This is a genomic window from Nocardia halotolerans (genome assembly GCF_042650145.1).
Taxonomy (GTDB): Bacteria; Actinomycetota; Actinomycetes; order Mycobacteriales; family Mycobacteriaceae; genus Nocardia; species Nocardia halotolerans.
Map to the genome: position 1 here is coordinate 274,533 of NZ_JBHSDL010000007.1, position 19,414 is coordinate 293,946.

Here is a 19,414-nt window from a genome sequence, read left to right on the forward strand (position 1 = left end):
ATGACATCTCCGGCGAAGACGGCACCGTCAGCAGCGACTCCGCTGTTGACGGTGCTCGGCGACACGATCGAGGCGGCGCGCGCCGCCGACCGCGACGACCTGGTCGTCCGGTTGGAGGCGGTCGCGCAACGGGTGCGGGATCCGCGCAGGCGGATCGTGGTGACGGGTCAGTTGGAGCAGGGCAAGAGCCGTTTCGTCAACGCGCTGCTGGGCCTGGACGTGTGCCGGGTCGGTGACGACCAGACCACGACCGTTCCGTTGCAGCTCGAGTACGGCGCGACCCCGCGGGCCGAACTGGTGCTGACCGCGCCCGGTGCGAGCGAGATGCGGGTGGAGGTGCCCTTCGACGAGATCGGCGGCATCGATGCCCGCAGCCCGTACGCGCAGGGCAGGCAGATCGCGCGGATCGAGGCGGCGGTGCCGAACCAGCTGCTCGGTGAGGGCATCGTCCTGGTCGACACTCCGGGCGTGGGCGGTCACAGCAGCGCGTATTCGGCGGCCGTGCTGGGCATGGTGCCCGGTGCGGACGCGGTGCTGCTGCTCACCGACGCCTCGACCGAACTCACCGCACCCGAGCTGTCGTTTTTGCGGCAGGTGCGTGAACTGTGCCCGACGGTGGCGGTGCTGCTCACCAAGGTCGACATGTATCCCCATTGGCGTCAGGTCGCCGAGGCCGATCGCGCCCATATCGCCGGGTCGGAGCTGCGGATGCCGGTGCTGCCGGTGTCGTCGCTGTTGCGCGCGCACGCGTTGCGCGCCAACAATGCCGAGCTGGGCCGCGAGTCGGGCTTCGGCGCGCTGTTCACGTTCCTGAAGGAGCACGTGGTGGCCCGCGACCAGGTGTCCGCGCGTGACGCGGTGGCGCGGGAACTGCATTCGGCGGCCGAACATCTGGCGTTGGTGCTCGGCAGCGAACTGGTGGCGTTGCGTGATCCGGGCCGGTCCGATGTCGCGATCAGGGAGTTGCAGGCCGCCCGCACCGCGGCCGAGGATTTGCGCCGCAGCTCCGGTTTCTGGCAGCAGACCTTGTCCGACGGCATCACCGACCTGATGAGCGATATCGACCACGACCTGCGTGAACGCCTGCGTGCGGTGGCTCACGCCGCCGAGGATTGGATCGATGATCACGATCCGAGCCGCCACTGGGAGGCCATCACCGAATGGCTCACCGGCACTGTCGATACCGCCCTGGGCGACAACCTGCTCTGGACGCACACCCGCACCGAGACCTTGGCCGAACGGGTGGCCGAGCATTTCGGTAAGGCCGGCGCCATCGATCTGCCCGATGTCGACCGCGCGATGGATTCCGAAGGCAAGGGCGCGGCCGCGGGCACTCTGGCCGGTCTCGAACCCGATCTCAGTGTGACCAGCAAGGTGCTGGTCGGTTTGCGCGGTTCCTACGGTGGTGTCCTGATGGTCGGTCTGGCTTCGACGCTGGCCGGTCTGGCGTTGCTGAATCCGCTGTCGATCGGCGCGGGTGTGCTGGTCGGCGGCAAGGCTTACAAGGACGACAAGCAGCAGCGGCTGGCCCGCAAACGCGCGGAGGCCAAGACCGCGGTGCGTCGTTTCGTCGACGATGTGGCCTTCCACGCGGGCAAGGAGACCAAGGACCGCCTGCACCGCATCCATCGCGCCCTGCGCGATCACTACACCGGTGTGGCCGAACGCAGTCTGCGCTCGATCGATGCGTCGTTGCGTGCCGCGCAGGAGGTGGCGAACTCCGCCGATGCCGACCGTTCCGGCCGGCGCGCCGCACTCGAACACCAGTTGGTGCGGGTGGCGCAGTTGCGCCGATATGCCGACGGGATGCTCGAGCTCACCGCGTCGACGGGTAAGCCGCGTTCGTATGCGGCGCCGCCGGCGGGGGTTCGGCCGGTGCCGTGACACGCGATGAACCGGGGGTCCGCCGGTAGTGTGGCCGTGTGAACACCGGCTCGGATCCGCGCGCGTGAATCAGGCAGGCAGCCTGGCCGAGGCGCAGCGGTTGGTGGCCGGTGCCGCACGGGAACTGGCGCAGCGCCCGGAGGCGGCCGAGTTGCTGGCCGACTGCGCCGCCCGGCTGGCCCAGCCGTTGCGGGTGGCGCTGGCCGGTTCGATCAAAGCGGGCAAGTCGACGCTGCTCAATGCCCTGGCCGGGCAGAGTATCGCGCCGACCGACGCGACCGAATGCACCCGGGTGGTCACCTGGTACCGCACCGGCGCCACTCCCGCGGTCACCGCGTTCGCCGCCGACGGCGCCCGGGCGAATGTGCCGGTGCGGCGCGGGGCGGGTGCGCACGGTCTGAGCTTCGAGATGTCGGGTCTGCGCTGGGAGCCGCCGGGCGAACGAGCTGTCGATCATCTCGAAGTCCGTTGGCCGACAGCGGAATTGGCGAAGACGACGATCATCGATACCCCGGGTACCTCCTCGTTGTCACGTGCGGTTTCCGAGCGCACGATGCGCCTGCTGATTCCGGCCGAGGTCGAAGCCGACGCGTTGACTGTTCCCGGTGCCGACGCCGTCGTCTACCTGCTGCGCCGCCTCGATGCCACCGACGTCCATTTTCTCGAACAGATAGGAGCCGGTGGTCCGGCAGGTCCGCTCGGGGTGGTGGGGGTGGTCTCGCGGGCCGACGAGATCAGCGCCGGCCGTATCGACGCGCTGCATTCGGCGCGCCAGGTGGCGGCCAGATTCGCGACCGAGCTGGAACGAACCGGACTGTGCCAGGCCGTGATTCCGGTGGCGGGCCTGCTCGCGTTCGCCGCCGCCACCCTCACCCAACCGGAATTCGCGGCCTTCGCGGCACTGGCCGCCCTACCCGCCGACACCCTCGAGCTGGCGCTGCTGTCGGCCGACCGTTTCGCCCGCCCCGACACCGATCTGCCGGTGGCGCCGTCACTGCGTGCGCAGCTCGTTGACCGTTTCGGCATGTTCGGGGTGCGGATGGCCACCGAGCTCGTCCGCACCGGTGTGCGTGATGCGGCGGCGCTGGCCGAGGCGCTGTCGGCCCGCAGCGGCATCGAAGAACTCCGCCAGGTGCTCGATGTGCAGTTCGGTCAGCGCGCCGAACAACTCAAAGCCCACTCCGCACTCACGACGCTCGACCGGGTGATCACCGCCAATCCCGGTACCGCCGCCGATGAACTCCTCCCGCGTGTGCGCACCCTGCTCGCCGACGTGCACGGATTCGCCGAGCTGCGCCTGCTGGGCCGGTTGCGCGCCGACGACCTGCCCTTGCCGCCCGGTGACCGCACCGAACTGTTCCGGCTGATCGGTGGCTCGGGGGTCGCGCCACACGTGCGGCTGGGTCTGGCCGTGGACGACGATCCGGCCACTGTGCGCGCGCACGCGGAAGCGGCGGTACGCAAGTGGCGCACCAGGTCGAGGCATCCGCTGATCGACAAGGCGACCGTCGAGGCCTGTCTGGTCGGGGTGCGCAGCGCCGAGGGCGTGCTCGACCGGCTGCCGGGCTGAGCGGACCGGCGTCCACCCCGTTGACCAGCGGCGACTGTGACGTGTCAGACGATCACGATGTCGCATCGCCGGATGCACTCGAGCGTGGGCGTAGCAAGAATGACCGGGGTCGGGAATTTTTCGGGCGGCGGGAATGAATCGTCGCAGTTGCTGGTTGTGCTGATCAACTACATTGAGCGTGCTGGACTCAAGTTCGAGTTGACTCACCGCGGATCGCGGGGGCAGGATTGAGCGCAGCAGGCTCACGTCAACAAACAGGAGGAACCCACTATGGCTCGTGCGGTCGGAATCGACCTCGGGACCACGAACTCTGTCGTCGCCGTACTCGAAGGCGGTGAGCCGGTCGTCGTCGCGAACTCGGAAGGCTCGCGCACCACTCCCTCGATCGTCGCGTTCGCGAAGAACGGTGAGGTCCTCGTCGGTCAGCCTGCCAAGAACCAGGCAGTCACCAACGTCGACCGCACCATCCGCTCGGTCAAGCGCCACATCGGCACCGACTGGAACGTCGAGATCGATGACAAGAAGTACACGCCGCAGGAAATCTCCGCGCGCACGCTGATGAAGCTCAAGCGTGACGCCGAGTCCTACCTGGGCGAAGAGATCACCGACGCGGTCATCACCGTGCCGGCCTACTTCGAAGACGCCCAGCGTCAGGCCACCAAGGAAGCCGGCCAGATCGCCGGTCTGAACGTGCTGCGCATCGTCAACGAGCCCACCGCGGCCGCGCTGGCGTACGGCCTGGACAAGGGCGACAAAGAGCAGACCATCCTGGTCTTCGACCTCGGTGGCGGCACCTTCGACGTCTCGCTGCTCGAAATCGGTGAGGGCGTTGTCGAGGTCCGCGCGACCTCCGGTGACAACCACCTCGGTGGCGACGACTGGGACGAGCGCGTCGTGTCCTGGCTGGTCGACAAGTTCAAGGCGTCCTCGGGCATCGACCTGACCAAGGACAAGATGGCCATGCAGCGTCTGCGTGAGGCTGCCGAGAAGGCCAAGATCGAACTGTCCTCGGGTCAGTCCACCTCGATCAACCTGCCCTACATCACCGTCGACGCGGACAAGAACCCGCTGTTCCTCGACGAGCAGCTCACCCGCTCGGAGTTCCAGAAGATCACCTCGGACCTGCTCGACCGCACCCGTGCGCCGTTCCAGTCCGTGATCAAGGACGCCGGCATCAACGTGGCCGACATCGACCACGTCGTGCTCGTCGGTGGCTCCACCCGTATGCCCGCCGTCTCCGACCTGGTCAAGGAACTGACCGGTGGTCGTGAGCCGAACAAGGGCGTGAACCCGGACGAGGTCGTCGCCGTCGGCGCCGCCCTGCAGGCCGGTGTGCTCAAGGGTGAGGTCAAGGATGTCCTGCTGCTCGATGTGACCCCGCTGTCGCTGGGTATCGAGACCAAGGGTGGCGTGATGACCAAGCTCATCGAGCGCAACACCACCATTCCGACCAAGCGTTCGGAAACCTTCACCACGGCCGATGACAACCAGCCGTCGGTGCAGATCCAGGTGTTCCAGGGTGAGCGCGAGATCGCCTCGCACAACAAGCTGCTCGGCTCCTTCGAGCTGACCGGTCTGCCCCCGGCCCCGCGCGGCGTGCCGCAGATCGAGGTGACCTTCGACATCGATGCCAACGGCATCGTGCACGTCACCGCGAAGGACAAGGGCACCGGCAAGGAGAACAAGATCAAGATCCAGGACGGCTCCGGCCTGTCCAAGGAGGAGATCGACCGGATGGTCAAGGACGCCGAGGCGCACGCCTCGGAGGACAAGGCCCGCCGCGAGGAGGCCGAGACCCGCAACCAGGCCGAGTCGCTGGTGCACCAGACCGAGAAGTTCATCTCCGAGCAGAAGGCCAGCGAGGGACCGGCACAGGTTTCGGCTGAGCAGCTGGCGAAGGTGGAGAGCGCGGTCGCCGAGGCGAAGTCCGCCCTCGACGGCACCGACATCGCCGCGGTGAAGTCGGCCGTGGAGAAGCTGGCCACCGAGTCGCAGGCTCTGGGCCAGGCGATCTACGAGGCCACTTCGGCCGCTGATGCCCAGTCCGGTAACGGCGCGGGCCCGAACCAGGCCGATGACGACCAGGTCGTCGACGCCGAGGTCGTGGACGAGCCGGTCGACACGGACAAGAAGTGACCGAGCCGAACTCCTCCGAGCAGGAGTTTATCGACGACATCGTGGCGGAAACCGAAGCGGACAAGCCCGAGACCGCCACGGCGGAATCGGCTCCCGAAGGCGAAGCGCAAGCACCGGAGAGCGACGAGCTGGCCGAGCGCACCGCCGATCTGCAGCGGTTGACCGCGGAGTACGCGAACTACCGTCGCCGGGTCGAGCGGGACCGGCAGGCCAACATCGACGCCGCCAAGGCCGGTGTGGTCTCCGAACTGCTCGCGGTGCTCGACGATCTGGACCGGGCCAGGGCGCACGGCGACCTGGACAACGGCCCGCTCAGGGCGGTGGCCGACAAGCTCGAGACCGTGCTCACCAAGCAGGGTCTGGTCGAATTCGGCGCCATCGGTGACCCGTTCGACCCGCAGCTGCACGAAGCGGTGCAGCACGAGGGTTCCGGTTCCGAGCCGGTGATCGGCACGGTCATGCGCAAGGGGTATCGGTTCGGCGACCGGGTGCTTCGGCACGCGATGGTCGGAGTGGCCGATGCGGAGTCCGTCGGGGCATCGGATGCGGATGCCGACGCCGGCGAGAAGTAGGTCCGCGCCGCGAACGACGGGCTGGGACACGCAAGCGGAGCGTAACCACGCAGGGCCCCGAGAGCGGCGCAAATCTACACGGAAAGGAGGAGATGCCCGGTGAGCCAACGGGAGTGGATCGAAAAGGACTTCTACAAGGAGCTGGGTATCTCCTCCGGCGCCTCGCAGGACGAGATCAAGAAGGCCTATCGCAAGCTCGCCCGCGATCTGCACCCGGATTCCAATCCGGGTGACACCAAGGCCGAGGAGCGGTTCAAGGCGGTCAGCGAAGCCAACGCGGTGCTGTCGGATCCGGCCAAGCGCAAGGAGTACGACGAGACGCGCCGTCTGTTCGCCGGTGGCGGCGGGCGCGGCGGCTACGGCGGCGGCGGGTTCCAGCCCGGCGCCGGTGGCGGGTTCTCGCAGGACTTCAACATCGGTGACATCTTCGGCCAGGCCGGTGGTCCCGGTGCCGGTGACGGCGGCCTGGGCGACCTGTTCGGTGGGTTGTTCAACCGTGGCGGCGGGCGCGCGACGACGCGTCCACGCCGCGGCGCCGATGTGGAAACCGAGACGACTCTGGGTTTCCGTGAGGCCGCCCAGGGCGTCACCGTGCCGCTGCGGATGACCAGCCCTTCGCCGTGCACCACCTGCCACGGCAGTGGCGCCAAGCCGGGTACCAGCCCGCGGGTGTGCCCGTACTGCAACGGTGCGGGCGTGGTGAGCCGTAATCAGGGCGCGTTCGGGTTCAGCGAACCGTGCGACGACTGCCGCGGCACCGGTTCGATCATCGACGACCCGTGCACCGACTGCTCGGGTACCGGTATCCAGAACCGCACGCGCACGATCACCGTCCGGATCCCGCCGGGTGTGAGCGATGGGCAGAAGATCCGGTTGGCCGGTCAGGGTGAAGCGGGGTTGCGCGGTGCGCCATCGGGCGACCTGTTCGTCACCGTGCACGTGAGCCAGGACAAGGTCTTCGGCCGTCAAGGCGACGACCTCACCCTGGTGCTGCCGGTGAGCTACGCCGAATTGGTGCTGGGCACAACGGTTTCGGTGCCCACACTGGAAGGCCGGGTCGGGGTGAAGGTGCCGCCGGGCACCGCCGACGGGCGTATCCTGCGGGTACGCGGTCGCGGTGTGCCCAAGCGTGGCGCGGCAGGCGGCGCCGGTGATCTGCTTGTCACGGTGAAGGTCGCGGTTCCGCAATCGCTGGATTCCGACGCCACCGATGCGCTCAAGCGCTACCAGGAGGCGGAGAAGGCCGGCGGTTTCGAACCGCGGGCAGGATGGGCGGGTGCTTGATGTCCTCGCGCATCGAGCTCAGTGCCCGGAGGAGGTAGCGCAGCGTGACCACTGAGGGCGCCGGAAGCGGCGCGGATCGGAACCGAACTCCGAACTCTGCTTCGGGTCCCACCTCGCGTGCCGAGTTCTTCATGATCTCGGTGGCGGCTCAGCTGGCGGGGATGCACGCGCAGACCTTGCGTACCTACGACCGGCTGGGTTTGGTCACCCCGCAACGCACTTCCGGTGGCGGGCGCCGCTATTCGGCCCGCGACGTGGAGCTGCTGCGCGAGGTGCAGCGGCTCTCGCAGGACGAGGGCGTGAACCTCGCGGGCATCAAGCGCATCATCGAGCTCACCAACCAGGTGGAGGCGCTGCAGCAGCGGGTGGAGGAGATGAGTGCGGAACTGGAGCGGTTGCGGGCGGGCTACCGGCCCGACCTGACACCGCCCCAGCGCAGTACCGCGCTCGTGGTGTGGCAACCACGTCACCGCCGCTGAGGCTCTCGATTCGACGGGCCCCCGATTCGATATCCGCCTGTGGCGGGTGCGAACCGGGGGCCCGTTCGTGTGCCGGTCAACCCCCGGCGACCAGCTGGTGACTATTCAGCAACTCACTTATTCGTGATCTTGCCGGTGTCTCGGAAAGTTCGCTCTACCAGGTGCGTTCCTGCCCAAATGACGGAATTGCCAGGAAGATTGGCCAGTGGTGTGGCCATTTTCGCTCTAGATCGGCCGTCTGCGGGTATGTTTCATACGGGTCCTACAGCGGACCCCCTGGTTTGTTAAGAATTACATGCATGATGTTTAAGAGTACGATTCCAAAGCTGGCAAACCTCGCCTACACTTCTCGCATCGGCTGCTGACGAGTGTCCTCCCAGCCCGTCACTCGCCGGCGCGGCTAGCGTTCGATGGCGAAACGAGGTTGTGACACATATGGATTCGCGGACTGTCGCTTTGATCCGTACTACGTTCAAGGCGGTTGCTGCGGAAGACGGTGGGTCCGAACGGCTGTCGAGTTCGTTCTACTCGATCCTGTTCACCGACTACCCGGCTATTCGTGACTTCTTCCCGGCGGCCATGGACGCCCAGCGCGACCGGCTCGTCCACGCCATCTCCTACGCCCTGGAACGGCTCGAGGAACCCGACCAGCTGCTGCCCTTCCTGGCCCAGCTCGGGCGCGACCACCGCAAGTACGGTGTGCAACCCGCCCACTACGTCGCGGTCGCCAACTCACTGAAGTCGGCCATGCGCCAGTTCTCGGGCACCGAGATGTGGACCGACGAGGTCGACAGCGCCTGGGACGAGGCACTCGAGCTCATCAGCAACGCGATGATCAGCGCCGCCGACAAGGAAACCACGCCCGCGGCCTGGGCGGCCACCGTCGTGGAACGCCGTGAAGTGCTGCGCAATCTGGCCGTCATCCGGGTGCAACTGGAACAGCCGATGGAGTACGCGGCCGGGCAGTACATCAGTGTCCAGGTACCCGCCCGGCCCCGGATGTGGCGCTACCTGTCCCCGGCCAACCCGGCCAACACCAACGGTGAGATCGAATTCCACGTCCGCAGCGTGCTCGGCGGCTGGGTGAGCCCGGCCATGGTCTCCCACACCGCCGTCGGCGACCAGTGGATGCTCGGCTCCCCGCTGGGTGGGCTCGGCGTGCCACGCAACACCAAACGCAAGATGCTGATGATCGGCTGCGGCACCGGCGTCGCCCCGCTACGTGCTCAGATCATGGCGATGGCCCAGCGCCGCGTCAATCCGAACGTCCACCTGTTCGTCGGCGGCCACCACCCCTGCGACCTCTACGACCTGCAAGTCCTGAGCCAGCTCGCCGTCGTCAACAAGTGGCTCACCGTCACCCCCGTCACCGAAAGCGACGAAAACCCCTGGTGGTACGCCGACTCCGGCGAACCCCGTCCCGAATTGCCCGGCCTCGAACCCCGGATGACCGGTCAGATCGGCAAAGTGGTGGCCAGCTACGGCCCCTGGTCCGACCGGGACGTCCAGATAGTCGGTTCCCCCTCGATGGTCCAAACCACCAAGTTCCGCTTGATGGCCGCAGGCACCCAAGCCAAATCCATTCGCCACGACCCCCTGTTCTGAGCGTGCGAGGCCGGGTCGCGGCAGTGCCACCTCGTCCAGCCCGACCGGCCCGGCGGACTGCCGCGTCGAGATCATCCTGAGGGTGTCAGGCCCCTTCGGAGACGATGTTCGATGGGGGAGTGCCGCCCTCGATCAGACGGTCGACTGTGGTGTCGACCATGGCGGGCGAACCGCAGACCAGGACCTGGTGCCGGTTGAACGGGCCGTGCGCCGCGGCTACCTCGGCGAGGGTGCCGTGCAGTAGTTCCTCGGCGGGGAAGCCGATGTCGACGCGCGAGTGTTCGTGCCATTCGTCGCGGACCGCGGGATCGTCGGGGTTCTCGACCACGGGGATCACGGTGAGCCAGGGCAATTCACCCGCGAGCAGGAACAGCATGTCGGAGGCGTAGAGGTCGCGGGGATTGCGGCCGCCGTAGAACAGATACGTGCGCGGCGGGGTTTCCCGGCGGGCCAGATCCAGGATCTGGGCACGCATCGGCGCGAGACCGGTGCCACCCGCGATCATCACCACCTCGGTCGCGTCCGGGTCGACGGCGAAAACCGTGTGCGGCGCGTTGATGCGCCACTGATCACCGGCTCTGGTGTCGCCGACGATCGAACTCGAGCACCACCCGCCGGGCACGGTGCGCACATGGAATTCGAGTTTGCCGTCGAGCGAAGGCGGCAGCGCGGGAGACAGGCGGCGACACACGCCGGGATGCTGGGGCACTTCCACTTCCACCGACCCACCCGCGGCGAACGGCACGAAGTCACCGATCAACCGGATCACGGCCAGGTCGTTGCGCAGGCGGTGGTGGCCGACAACGGTCGCTGTCCACGCGGGCGCAGGAAAGTCGTTGCTCATCGCTCTCTTTCGCGAACGGGTCGGGTCGTCAGCCGACGGGGTCGGCGGCGATGATGTCGCTGGGGGTGCCGGCCCGGACCAGGGCGCGGCGGGTGTCGTCGATCATTTTGGCGGAGCCGGCGATCTGGATCTGATAGTCGGCCCACGAACCGAAGCTGGTCACCACCGCGCCCAGATTACCGACGAGGCGACGGTGCATCCCGTGTGGCGGATCGGCGGGGGTCTCCGAATACCACCAGGGATTGTCGCGTTCCTGACAGACCGGGACCACGGTCAGCCACGGATTGGACTGCGAGAGCTGCCACATGTTGTTCACGTCGTAGAGGTCGCCGGGATAGTGGCCGCCGATGAAGAAGTGCACCCGCGGATTGATCCCGCGCTGACTCATTTCGATCAGTTGCGCGCGCAACGGCGCGATCCCGGTGCCCGAGCCGATCATCAGCACATCGCGACCGGATTCCCGGTCCACCTGCAAGCCGCCGAGCGGACCGGCGATCTTCCACCGGTCACCCACTTCGGTGTCGTTGACGATCGCCGGGCTCACCCAGCCGCCACTGACCCGCCGCACATGGAATTCGATCTCGCCATAGGGGTTGGCGGGAATGGCGGGCGAGAAATAGCGCCACATATTGGGCCGTTGCGGCACCGCCACCGGCACGTACTGACCCGCTTTGAACGGGATCGGCCCGTCGGCCTGCAACCGCACGATCGCCAGGTCGTCGAGCACCCGGCGGTGACCCACCACGGTCGCGTCCCAGTACGGCTGCGACTTGTCCTCGTTCGCGCCGATCGCCATCGACGCCGAGATCAGCAGGGTGATGTCGCGCCAGCCCTCGTCGAGTTCCCTGGTCCAGCGGTTGCCGTGATAGGTGCGCAGCGCGGCCAGCAGCGCGCGTCCGGCCATGTCGTAATGATCGGCTTCGACCCCGTACTTGCGGTGGTCGCGGGCCAGTTGCTCGAGGAACCGTTGCGCGCGCTCGAAGTCCTCCATGTTCTCCAGCACGAACTGCACCGCGGTCACGATCCGTTTGGGCATCATGTCCATGGCGGGCGGGAACAACTCCCGCAGCCGGGGGTTCTGGGCGAACAGATGACCGTAGAAAGCGCTGACCAGCCGCTCGGGGCCGCCCGGTGCCTCCGACACCCCCCGGAAATCGGCGCGGACCAGCGCAAGCGATCGCGCATCCACGTCGTCAAGCTCCCTTTCCTCGAATTGCCGCAATGTGGCCCGCCCTGTGACGAGGCCACCATCAGTATCCCCCGAAATCACCGGCTCGGTGCAGGGATGCTCATCACGGTCGCGTTCGCCGGACGGATCGTATGACCTGCGGCGTCCGTCGGCGAGCGGTCACCGTCATCGATACGCATCGGTGATCTCCGGTTACCGGGTGCCGGTCGAGATCGACCCGGGACCGCCCCGGCGATATTAGGCTGGTTCTCTACGGGAACTGCTGGTCACAACGAAATGGGGCGAGAAGATGGGTGAATTGCACGCCAACATGCACGCCACGCTCGACGGCGTGATCCAAGCCAACGGCGGCCCGACCGAGCAGGACCGGGGATTCGAATTCCCCGGATGGGAATGGCCGTTCGCCGACCCGGAATCCGACGAACAGGTCGTCGCCGACATCGAGTCCTCCGACGCGCTCCTGCTCGGCCACACCACCTACGACATCTTCCGCGGTTTCTGGCCGGCCCAGACCGACCCGGTCGGCCGGGCTTTCAACCGGGTTCCCAAATACGTGGCCTCGCGCGGTAATCCCGAATTGTCCTGGGAGACCAGCACTCAGCTCACCGACGCCGCCGCGCAGGTACGTGAACTGCGCGAGCGGCACGAGCAGATCCACACCTGGGGCAGTGCGAACCTGCTCCAGACCCTGTTCGGTGCGGGCCTGGTCGACCAGCTGAATCTGTGGGTCTACCCGGTCGTGCTCGGCCAGGGCAAAAAGCTCTTCCCCGATGGCGCGGCACCGACCCGTTTCGCGCGGGCCGAACCCCCGAAGGCCTTCCCCGCGGGGGTGGTGCTCCTGCGGCTGCGTCGTCTCGACGGTCTCCCGGAGACGGGGAGCCCCACCGGTTACCGCTAGCACCCGAGCTGACGTCGCGTCGCGGGAGTTCGTTCAGCCGATGACCTTGTGCACGGCCAGCTGCTGAACTTCTTCGTCGACCTCCCCGACTTCGAATCCCTTGCTCACGATGTGCTGCACCAGCGCGGCCTCCGGCGGCAACCCGTACTTGCGCAGGTAGTGCCCCACCGCGCCCGGCCAGACGAAGACCCCGTCGGTGTGGAAGTTCAACGGCACATCCCGATCGGACGGGTTGAAGTCGTCGGCGTCGTAGCTGCGGACGCTCAGAATCACCGGTGCGTGCTCGAGGTAGGCCAGTACCCGGTCCATGATGTGCGGGTCCATCGGTGGGCGGTTCACCACGGGTTTGCCCTCGGAGTCACGCCCGTCGAAAGGTGCCGAAAGTCGAACATCGCTCATAGTGGCCCAATTTACGCGGCCAGGCCCAGACGCCGTTTGCCGTGCTAGCGTCCCAGGTCACAGCGGTGTCCGTGGGGAAGGGCGGGATGAATTCAATCGGCATCGAGTTCACCACATGGAAGCGCACCATCAGCGATCTGGTCGCGGGCAAGGACATGACCGACGATCCCGGAGCCACCGCCGCGAGCCCGGGCTTCGACGGCGACCACCACCCGAAAGCTGTCCTGGACACCGACGAATTCGATGTGCACAGCCTCGCCACGCTGCGCCAGAAGGTGGACCGGATCAACCTGGACACGGTGCGCGGGCTCGTCGACGCCTGGCAGGAGATCGCCGACCGCAACGCCACTTCGCTCGACGAATTCAGCAAGCAGATCGCGAAGGGCACCGCCGCCGATGTCTGGTCCGGCGCCGCGGCGACCGCAGCCGGCCGGACCGTCGCGGGCTACCTCGCCACCGGCGCGAAGGTCACCGCGGCAACGGCTCTCACCGCGCACAAGCTGGCCGAACTGCGTACCGGCCTCGAGTCGACGAAGAATCTGGTGCCGCACCCACCCGAGCATCGCGGCGGTGACGCTCTGCTCGCCGGTCGTGACTGGCGCGACGACGAGGTCACCGCGGCCGATGCGAAAACCGAAGCCGTGCGGGTGCTCCACAACGTCTACGCCCGGGTCGTGCACGACTCCGATGTGAACGTTCCCGTGATCCCGTTGGCCGCCGACCAGGGAACTGCGCCACCCGCCATCGGTGGGGTCTAGGAACGAATCGTTATGCAGGACAACCGTAATCCCGTGCACAGCTGGTGTCTGACCGCGCTCGAGTTCCGCACACTGTGGGAGGCGACCGGGCGTGATGTGCTCCCGTATCCGCTGCACCACCGCCACACCACCGACCTGCGTTCGGAAACCCTGCGGATGAGACGCAAAGCCGCCGAATCACTGCAAGCCCAGTTCGACAGCAACCTCGACCACGCCGTGGCCGCCCTGCTGGCCCCGCACGCCCGCGTGGAGGTCGCGGGCACCTCCGGTGGCGCGCGCACGATCCGTGCGTACGGCGGCGTCCGAAACCGCTACGCCGCGCTGGCGATCCAGGGTGACGGCGCGGCGCGCAACGCCGGCGACATCACCATCCACCTGCTGCGCCCGGAATCCCTCGCCGCCGCCGTCCTGTCCACCCTGCCGCGGGTCCCGCCGGGTAAGGGCCGGGAAATCCGGGTCACCGCAGCCGAACTCGCCGCGCCCCGGCCCCACGTTCGTGACCCCTGGAAACCCACCCCCAGGGAACAGCTCGAAGCCTTCCTGGCCGAACCCACCGACACCCTCACCCACATCGGTGTCTACGCCCATTTCAGCGCCGACAACCGCCACACCGAGGCACGCGACGACTTCCAGCTCCACGACATCCCCGGCGACGGCCGCTACGTCTTCTACGGCGAAACCACCTTCACCGCCAAACCCACCACCGCCGCCCGGGTCCGGACCACCCTGGCCACCATGCTCGCCACCACAGCAGCCAAGGCCCGCACCGGCGTCTGAAGCTTCAGACGTCGACACAAGCCCAAGCGTTTCGTTTACTTCGAATGTTGCGTATAATTCGTTTGGTAGGAGGTGGGTAGTCATGACTGGAAGCCAGGCGAAGCGGATTGAACCCGGAGAAATCGATACCGAGGTCGCGGATCGGGCGTTGCGCCGCGTCCGTGACTATCTGACGAGTCATCCCACTGATCAGATCATTCGTGTCGCCGGCGAGACCGGCGCGGAGAATGCGCTGATCCTGCCCCGCTCGGTCGTGAACATGGTCGCGTTCGTCCTTGCTCAGGCAGCGGAGGGCCAGGGGGTCTCGATCGTGCCCTCACATGCCGAGTTGACAACTCAACAGGTAGCAGATCTGCTCAATGTCTCGCGACCGTTCGTCGTAGGACTGTTGGAATCTGGCGAGATCCCCTTCCGTCTGGTGGGGACTCACCGCCGCATTCGCTATGACGACCTCAAGGAATATCAGCGCCGCAGCGCTTCCCTGAGTCGCGCCGCGGCAGACGAACTCTCCGACCTCGGGCAGGAACTCGGCATCTGACCATGGCCTTCACCGTGCTGTACGACGCGAACGTGCTTTACGGGAACACACTGCGCGACATGATGATTCGCCTAGCGCGGACTGGACTGGTGCAGGCCAAGTGGACCGACGTCATCCTCGACGAAATGACGTCCAATCTGGCTGCGAAGCGTCCGGACATCGGCCCCGCGAAGTTGTACCGGCTACGTGAGTTGATGATTGTCGCCGTCCCCGACTGCCTGGTGTCCGGTTTCGAGCCCTTGATCGAGGGTTTGAAGTTGCCGGATCTCGATGATCGTCACGTCCTCGCGGCCGCCGTGAAGGTCGGTGCACAGGTGATCGTCACGGCGAACCTTCGCGACTTTCCCGCCGACACGTTGGCCGACTGGAACATGGAGGCGAAAAGCCCCGATGAATTCTGCTGGACCAAATCGCCCTCGATGACCGGATCGTGTGGGCCTGTGTTCAGCAGATCGCAGATTCGCGGCGTAATCCACCGGAGTCCGTCGAGGATGTCCTCGACGCGCTGGAGAACGCAGGCTTGGTCGCATCCGTGTCGGCGTTGCGAACCGGTCGACGGTGGGCATGACCGGTGACCGCGGGTCGGCCGCGTCGAGTAGGCCGTGGCAGCCACCGAGACGTGGGAGCTGCGAGATCGGTCGCTGTGGCGTGGATCAGATGGCCAGTACCGTTTTCCCCCGGGCGCTCCCCGCCCCGAGCACTGCGGGAGCCGCTTCCAGTGGCACTGTCATCTGCACCGGAACCACCACGTCTCCCGAGGCGACCCGGGCCAGCAGCCGGCTCAATTCCGGGCCGCGACCCTTGGATTCGAAGTTGCCGCCGGTGATGTCGTGCTCCTGGAGGGCGCGTTCGTCGGCGGCCCAGGTGGTGGAGTAGGCGTGGCCGCCGCGGCGGACCAGGGTGGCGTGGACGGCGAAATCGGCGGGGTTGCTGATCAAGTCGAACAGGACGTCGATGCCGTCGGGGTGCGTGAAGCGGACGGCGTCGGCGATGCCGGAGTCGCGGTAGGTGGCCGGGTCGTGGGAGGCGTCGGTGGGGTCGGCGGGGCGGACCTGGGTGTAGTCGACGGTTTCGGTGGCGCCCAGGCGGGCGACCTGGTCGGTGGCATCGGCGCGGGCGGTGGCGATCACGTGCCCGCCCGCCATGTTGGCCAGTTGGATGAGGAAGGAACCGACACCGCCGGTGGCGCCGACGATCAGCACGGTCTGGTCGGGTTGGATGTGCGCGGCTTCGACGAGGTCCTGTGCGGTGACCCCGGCGATCGGCAGCGCCGCCGCGGCCACGGAAGTGACGCCGTCGGGGATGGGTACGAGCGTCGCGTCCTCGGGGACGGTGGCGTACTGGGCCCAGCTGCCGTGGCCGGCGGGCGCGGTGAGGAATTTGCCGACCACCTTGTCGCCGACGGCGAAGCGGGTGACGCCGGACCCGAGTGCCGACACCGTGCCCGCGCCGTCGACCCCGAGGATCATCGGGAAGTCGGTGGGCATCTTGCCCTCCAGTAGACCGTCGGCCATCTTCAAGTCGAACGGGTTCACGCCCGCCGCCTCCAGGGCTACCTGGACTTCGCCGGGGCCCGGTGCGGGCACCGGCACATCGGCGAGTTCTGGGGTGGCGCCGAACTTCTGAACCACGATCGCGCGCATGGCGGAAACTCCTCGCATCGGGGGTGAGCCGGGCACCGCAATCCTAGGCGGATGGCCGTCCGACATGCGGTGATTGGTCGTCTTCGGTGGTGTCGCGGCGTAGCGTGAGCATGGCTTCGGAGTCTGGTCGAAAAAATTTCAAGTTGAGCGGAACAGACTCAACTTTGCCAGCGTTGAACTAGTCGATACCGGACACACCCAAGGAGATTCGTGGACTCGTTCAATCCCACCACCAAGACCCAAGCGGCGCTGACGGCCGCGCTTCAAGCCGCCTCGGCGGCAGGCAATCCGGAGATCCGTCCGGCACACTTGCTGGTGGCGTTGCTGGATCAGACCGACGGCATCGCGGCACCGCTGCTCAAAGCCATCGGCGTCGATCCGGCGACGGTCGAACGCGAAGCGGGCGAGATCGCCGACAAGCTGCCGCGCGCGACCGGCGCGACCACCACACCGCAGCTCGGCCGTGAGGCCCTGGGCGCGATCACCGCGGCGCAGCGACTGGCCACCGAACTCGGCGACGAGTACGTCTCCACCGAGAATCTGCTGGTCGGGCTCGCCGACGGAGATTCCGAGGTGGCCGTGCTGCTGCGCAAGCACGGCGCCACGCCGGAGGCACTGCGCGACGCGTTCGCCACGGTGCGTGGCAGCGCCCGCGTCACCAACCCCGATCCCGAAGCCAGCTACCAGGCGCTGGAGAAGTACTCCACCGACCTCACCGAAGCCGCGCGCGCGGGCAAACTCGACCCGGTGATCGGGCGCGACACCGAGATTCGCCGCGTGGTGCAGGTGCTGAGCAGGCGCACCAAGAACAACCCGGTGCTCATCGGTGAACCCGGCGTCGGCAAGACCGCCATCGTCGAAGGTCTGGCGCGGCGCATCATCGAAGGCGACGTGCCGGAATCGTTGCGCAACAAGAAGGTCATCGCGCTCGACCTGGGTGCGATGGTGGCCGGCGCCAAGTATCGCGGTGAGTTCGAGGAGCGGCTCAAGGCCGTGCTCGACGACATCAAGAACAGCGCAGGCGAGATCATCACCTTCATCGACGAGTTGCACACCATCGTCGGCGCCGGCGGCACCGGTGATTCGGCGATGGACGCCGGCAACATGATCAAGCCGCTGCTGGCGCGCGGTGAGCTGCGCCTGGTCGGTGCCACCACCCTCGACGAATACCGCAAGTACATCGAGAAGGACGCGGCGCTGGAGCGGCGTTTCCAGCAGGTGCTGGTCGGGGAACCCTCGGTCCCCGACACCATCGGCATCCTGCGTGGCATCAAGGAACGCTACGAGGTGCACCACGGCGTGCGGATCACCGATTCGGCGCTGGTGGCTGCGGCGACGCTGTCGGATCGCTACATCACCTCGCGTTTCCTGCCCGACAAGGCGATCGACCTGATCGACGAGTCGGCATCGCGGCTGCGCATGGAGATCGACTCACGACCCGTGGAGATCGACGAGGTCGAACGCGCGGTGCGCCGCCTCGAGATCGAAGAGGTGGCCCTGGCCAAGGAGACCGACGCCGGGTCCAAGCAGCGGCTGGAGAAGCTGCGCCAGGAACTGGCCGACGACCGCGAGAAGCTCGGCCAGCTCACCACGCGCTGGCAGAACGAGAAGAACGCGATCGATTCGGTGCGCGGGCTCAAGGAGGAACTCGAGCGGCTGCGCGGCGAATCCGAACGCGCCGAACGCGACGGTGACCTGGGCAAGGCCGCCGAGCTGCGGTACGGGCGCATCCCGGCACTGGAGAAGGACCTGGCCGCGGCCGAGGAAGCCAGTGGCGCGGCCGCCAGCGGCGAGGTGATGCTGAACGAAGAGGTCACCCCCGACGACATCGCCGACGTGGTGTCGTCGTGGACCGGCGTTCCGGTCGGTCGCATGCTCGAGGGTGAGACGGCGAAGCTGCTGCGGATGGAGACCGAGGTCGCCGGCCGGGTCGTCGGCCAGGAGCAGGCGGTGCAGGCGGTGTCCGACGCGGTGCGCCGCGCCCGGGCCGGGGTGGCCGACCCGAATCGTCCGACGGGGTCGTTCATGTTCGTGGGGCCGACCGGTGTCGGTAAGACCGAGCTCGCGAAGTCGCTGGCGGAGTTCCTCTTCGCCGACGAACGCGCCATGGTGCGCATCGACATGAGCGAGTACAGCGAGAAGCATTCGGTGGCTCGTCTGGTCGGTGCGCCCCCCGGTTACGTGGGCTACGACCAGGGTGGTCAGCTCACCGAGGCGGTGCGCCGGCGTCCCTATTCGGTGGTGCTGTTCGACGAGATCGAGAAGGCGCATCCGGATGTGTTCGACATCCTGCTCCAGGTGCTCGACGAGGGCAGGCTGACCGACAGTCAGGGTCGCACCGTCGACTTCCGCAACACCATCCTCATCCTCACCTCCAATCTCGGGGCCGGTGGCGACCGTGATCAGGTGATGGAGGCGGTGCGGCGGGCGTTCAAGCCGGAGTTCCTCAACCGGCTCGACGACGTGGTGATGTTCCAGGCGCTCGACGCCGAGCAGCTGGAATCGATCGTCGACATCAACCTGCGGCAGCTGCAGAAGCGGCTGTCCCAGCGCAGGCTCACCCTCGACGTCACCACCGAGGCCAAGCGGTGGCTGGCCGTGCGCGGCTACGACCCGGCCTACGGCGCGCGACCGTTGCGCAGGCTGATTCAGCAGGCGATCGGCGACAGCTTGGCCAAGGAACTGCTCTCGGGCGAGATCGTCGACGGCGACACCGTATACGTGAGCGTCGACGACGCGGCCGACAAGTTGGTGGTCGGACGCGAAGTTGTCCACAGCTGATGATTTGTCCACAGCCCGGTGCGTAGGGACCTCTCAATGCACCGGGCTGTCCTACGC

The 19,414-nt window shown here is 67.2% G+C and carries 17 protein-coding genes; 13 read left to right on the plus strand and 4 right to left on the minus strand.

Annotation, left to right across the window (positions count from 1 at the left end):
• From ACFO5K_RS08400 to ACFO5K_RS08430, 7 genes are all read left to right on the plus strand, one after another.
• Positions 1 to 1,884: a dynamin family protein gene (locus ACFO5K_RS08400; protein ID WP_378558396.1), complete on the plus strand. Its 1,884-nt coding sequence runs from the start codon at positions 1 to 3 to the stop codon at positions 1,882 to 1,884.
• Positions 1,885 to 1,948: 64 nt separating this feature from the next.
• Positions 1,949 to 3,454: a dynamin family protein gene (locus ACFO5K_RS08405; protein ID WP_378558400.1), complete on the plus strand. Its 1,506-nt coding sequence runs from the start codon at positions 1,949 to 1,951 to the stop codon at positions 3,452 to 3,454.
• A 270-nt stretch (positions 3,455 to 3,724) separates the two neighbouring features.
• Entirely contained in the window at positions 3,725 to 5,590 is a 1,866-nt protein-coding gene (gene dnaK, locus ACFO5K_RS08410) for a molecular chaperone DnaK (RefSeq protein WP_378558403.1), read from the plus strand.
• A complete protein-coding gene (gene grpE, locus ACFO5K_RS08415; protein ID WP_378558406.1) occupies positions 5,587 to 6,162 on the plus strand; it encodes a nucleotide exchange factor GrpE in 576 nt (191 codons plus the stop codon). The genes dnaK and grpE overlap by 4 nt, the downstream gene beginning before the upstream one ends.
• Before the next feature lie 99 nt (positions 6,163 to 6,261).
• Complete coding sequence (gene dnaJ, locus ACFO5K_RS08420) at positions 6,262 to 7,446, plus strand: molecular chaperone DnaJ (protein WP_378558409.1); 1,185 nt, start codon at positions 6,262 to 6,264, stop codon at positions 7,444 to 7,446.
• Positions 7,447 to 7,490: 44 nt separating this feature from the next.
• The gene (locus ACFO5K_RS08425) at positions 7,491 to 7,925 is read left to right on the plus strand and encodes a heat shock protein transcriptional repressor HspR (protein WP_378558412.1); all 435 of its coding nucleotides are present in this window, start codon (positions 7,491 to 7,493) and stop codon (positions 7,923 to 7,925) included.
• A 435-nt stretch (positions 7,926 to 8,360) separates the two neighbouring features.
• Positions 8,361 to 9,530, plus strand: coding sequence for a globin domain-containing protein (locus ACFO5K_RS08430; protein ID WP_378558415.1), 1,170 nt, complete (start codon positions 8,361 to 8,363; stop codon positions 9,528 to 9,530).
• 85 nt (positions 9,531 to 9,615) lie between these two features.
• Here ACFO5K_RS08430 and ACFO5K_RS08435 read toward each other — a convergent pair whose 3' ends face one another.
• Together ACFO5K_RS08435 and ACFO5K_RS08440 are read right to left on the minus strand one after the other, a co-directional pair.
• Entirely contained in the window at positions 9,616 to 10,374 is a 759-nt protein-coding gene (locus ACFO5K_RS08435; protein ID WP_378558418.1) for an FAD-binding oxidoreductase, read from the minus strand.
• Positions 10,375 to 10,402: 28 nt separating this feature from the next.
• Positions 10,403 to 11,563 (minus strand): FAD-binding oxidoreductase, encoded by a 1,161-nt coding sequence (locus ACFO5K_RS08440; protein WP_378558421.1) that lies wholly within the window; start codon positions 11,561 to 11,563, stop codon positions 10,403 to 10,405.
• Between the two features lie 289 nt (positions 11,564 to 11,852).
• Between ACFO5K_RS08440 and ACFO5K_RS08445 the strand changes: the two genes are divergently transcribed.
• Complete coding sequence (locus ACFO5K_RS08445) at positions 11,853 to 12,461, plus strand: dihydrofolate reductase family protein (RefSeq protein WP_378558424.1); 609 nt, start codon at positions 11,853 to 11,855, stop codon at positions 12,459 to 12,461.
• A gap of 33 nt (positions 12,462 to 12,494) precedes the next feature.
• Here ACFO5K_RS08445 and ACFO5K_RS08450 read toward each other — a convergent pair whose 3' ends face one another.
• On the minus strand, positions 12,495 to 12,860 hold the full coding sequence (locus tag ACFO5K_RS08450; protein ID WP_378558427.1) for a hypothetical protein: 366 nt from the start codon (positions 12,858 to 12,860) through the stop codon (positions 12,495 to 12,497).
• An 86-nt stretch (positions 12,861 to 12,946) separates the two neighbouring features.
• On the opposite strand from ACFO5K_RS08450, the gene ACFO5K_RS08455 reads away from it, so the two are divergent.
• The 4 genes from ACFO5K_RS08455 to ACFO5K_RS08470 all read left to right on the plus strand — a co-directional run bounded on the left by ACFO5K_RS08455 (position 12,947) and on the right by ACFO5K_RS08470 (position 15,508).
• Entirely contained in the window at positions 12,947 to 13,618 is a 672-nt protein-coding gene (locus ACFO5K_RS08455) for a hypothetical protein (protein WP_378558434.1), read from the plus strand.
• A 12-nt stretch (positions 13,619 to 13,630) separates the two neighbouring features.
• On the plus strand, positions 13,631 to 14,395 hold the full coding sequence (locus tag ACFO5K_RS08460) for an ESX secretion-associated protein EspG (RefSeq protein WP_378558437.1): 765 nt from the start codon (positions 13,631 to 13,633) through the stop codon (positions 14,393 to 14,395).
• 82 nt (positions 14,396 to 14,477) lie between these two features.
• Complete coding sequence (locus ACFO5K_RS08465; RefSeq protein ID WP_378558440.1) at positions 14,478 to 14,933, plus strand: helix-turn-helix domain-containing protein; 456 nt, start codon at positions 14,478 to 14,480, stop codon at positions 14,931 to 14,933.
• 2 nt (positions 14,934 to 14,935) lie between these two features.
• On the plus strand, positions 14,936 to 15,508 hold the full coding sequence (locus ACFO5K_RS08470) for a PIN domain-containing protein (protein ID WP_378558444.1): 573 nt from the start codon (positions 14,936 to 14,938) through the stop codon (positions 15,506 to 15,508).
• A 78-nt stretch (positions 15,509 to 15,586) separates the two neighbouring features.
• On the opposite strand, the gene ACFO5K_RS08475 is transcribed toward ACFO5K_RS08470, so the two are convergent.
• Positions 15,587 to 16,576, minus strand: coding sequence for an NADP-dependent oxidoreductase (locus ACFO5K_RS08475; protein ID WP_378558447.1), 990 nt, complete (start codon positions 16,574 to 16,576; stop codon positions 15,587 to 15,589).
• A gap of 210 nt (positions 16,577 to 16,786) precedes the next feature.
• Here ACFO5K_RS08475 and clpB point away from each other — a divergent pair, with 210 nt between their 5' ends.
• Complete coding sequence (clpB, locus tag ACFO5K_RS08480) at positions 16,787 to 19,357, plus strand: ATP-dependent chaperone ClpB (protein ID WP_378558450.1); 2,571 nt, start codon at positions 16,787 to 16,789, stop codon at positions 19,355 to 19,357.
• Positions 19,358 to 19,414: the final 57 nt, after the last annotated feature.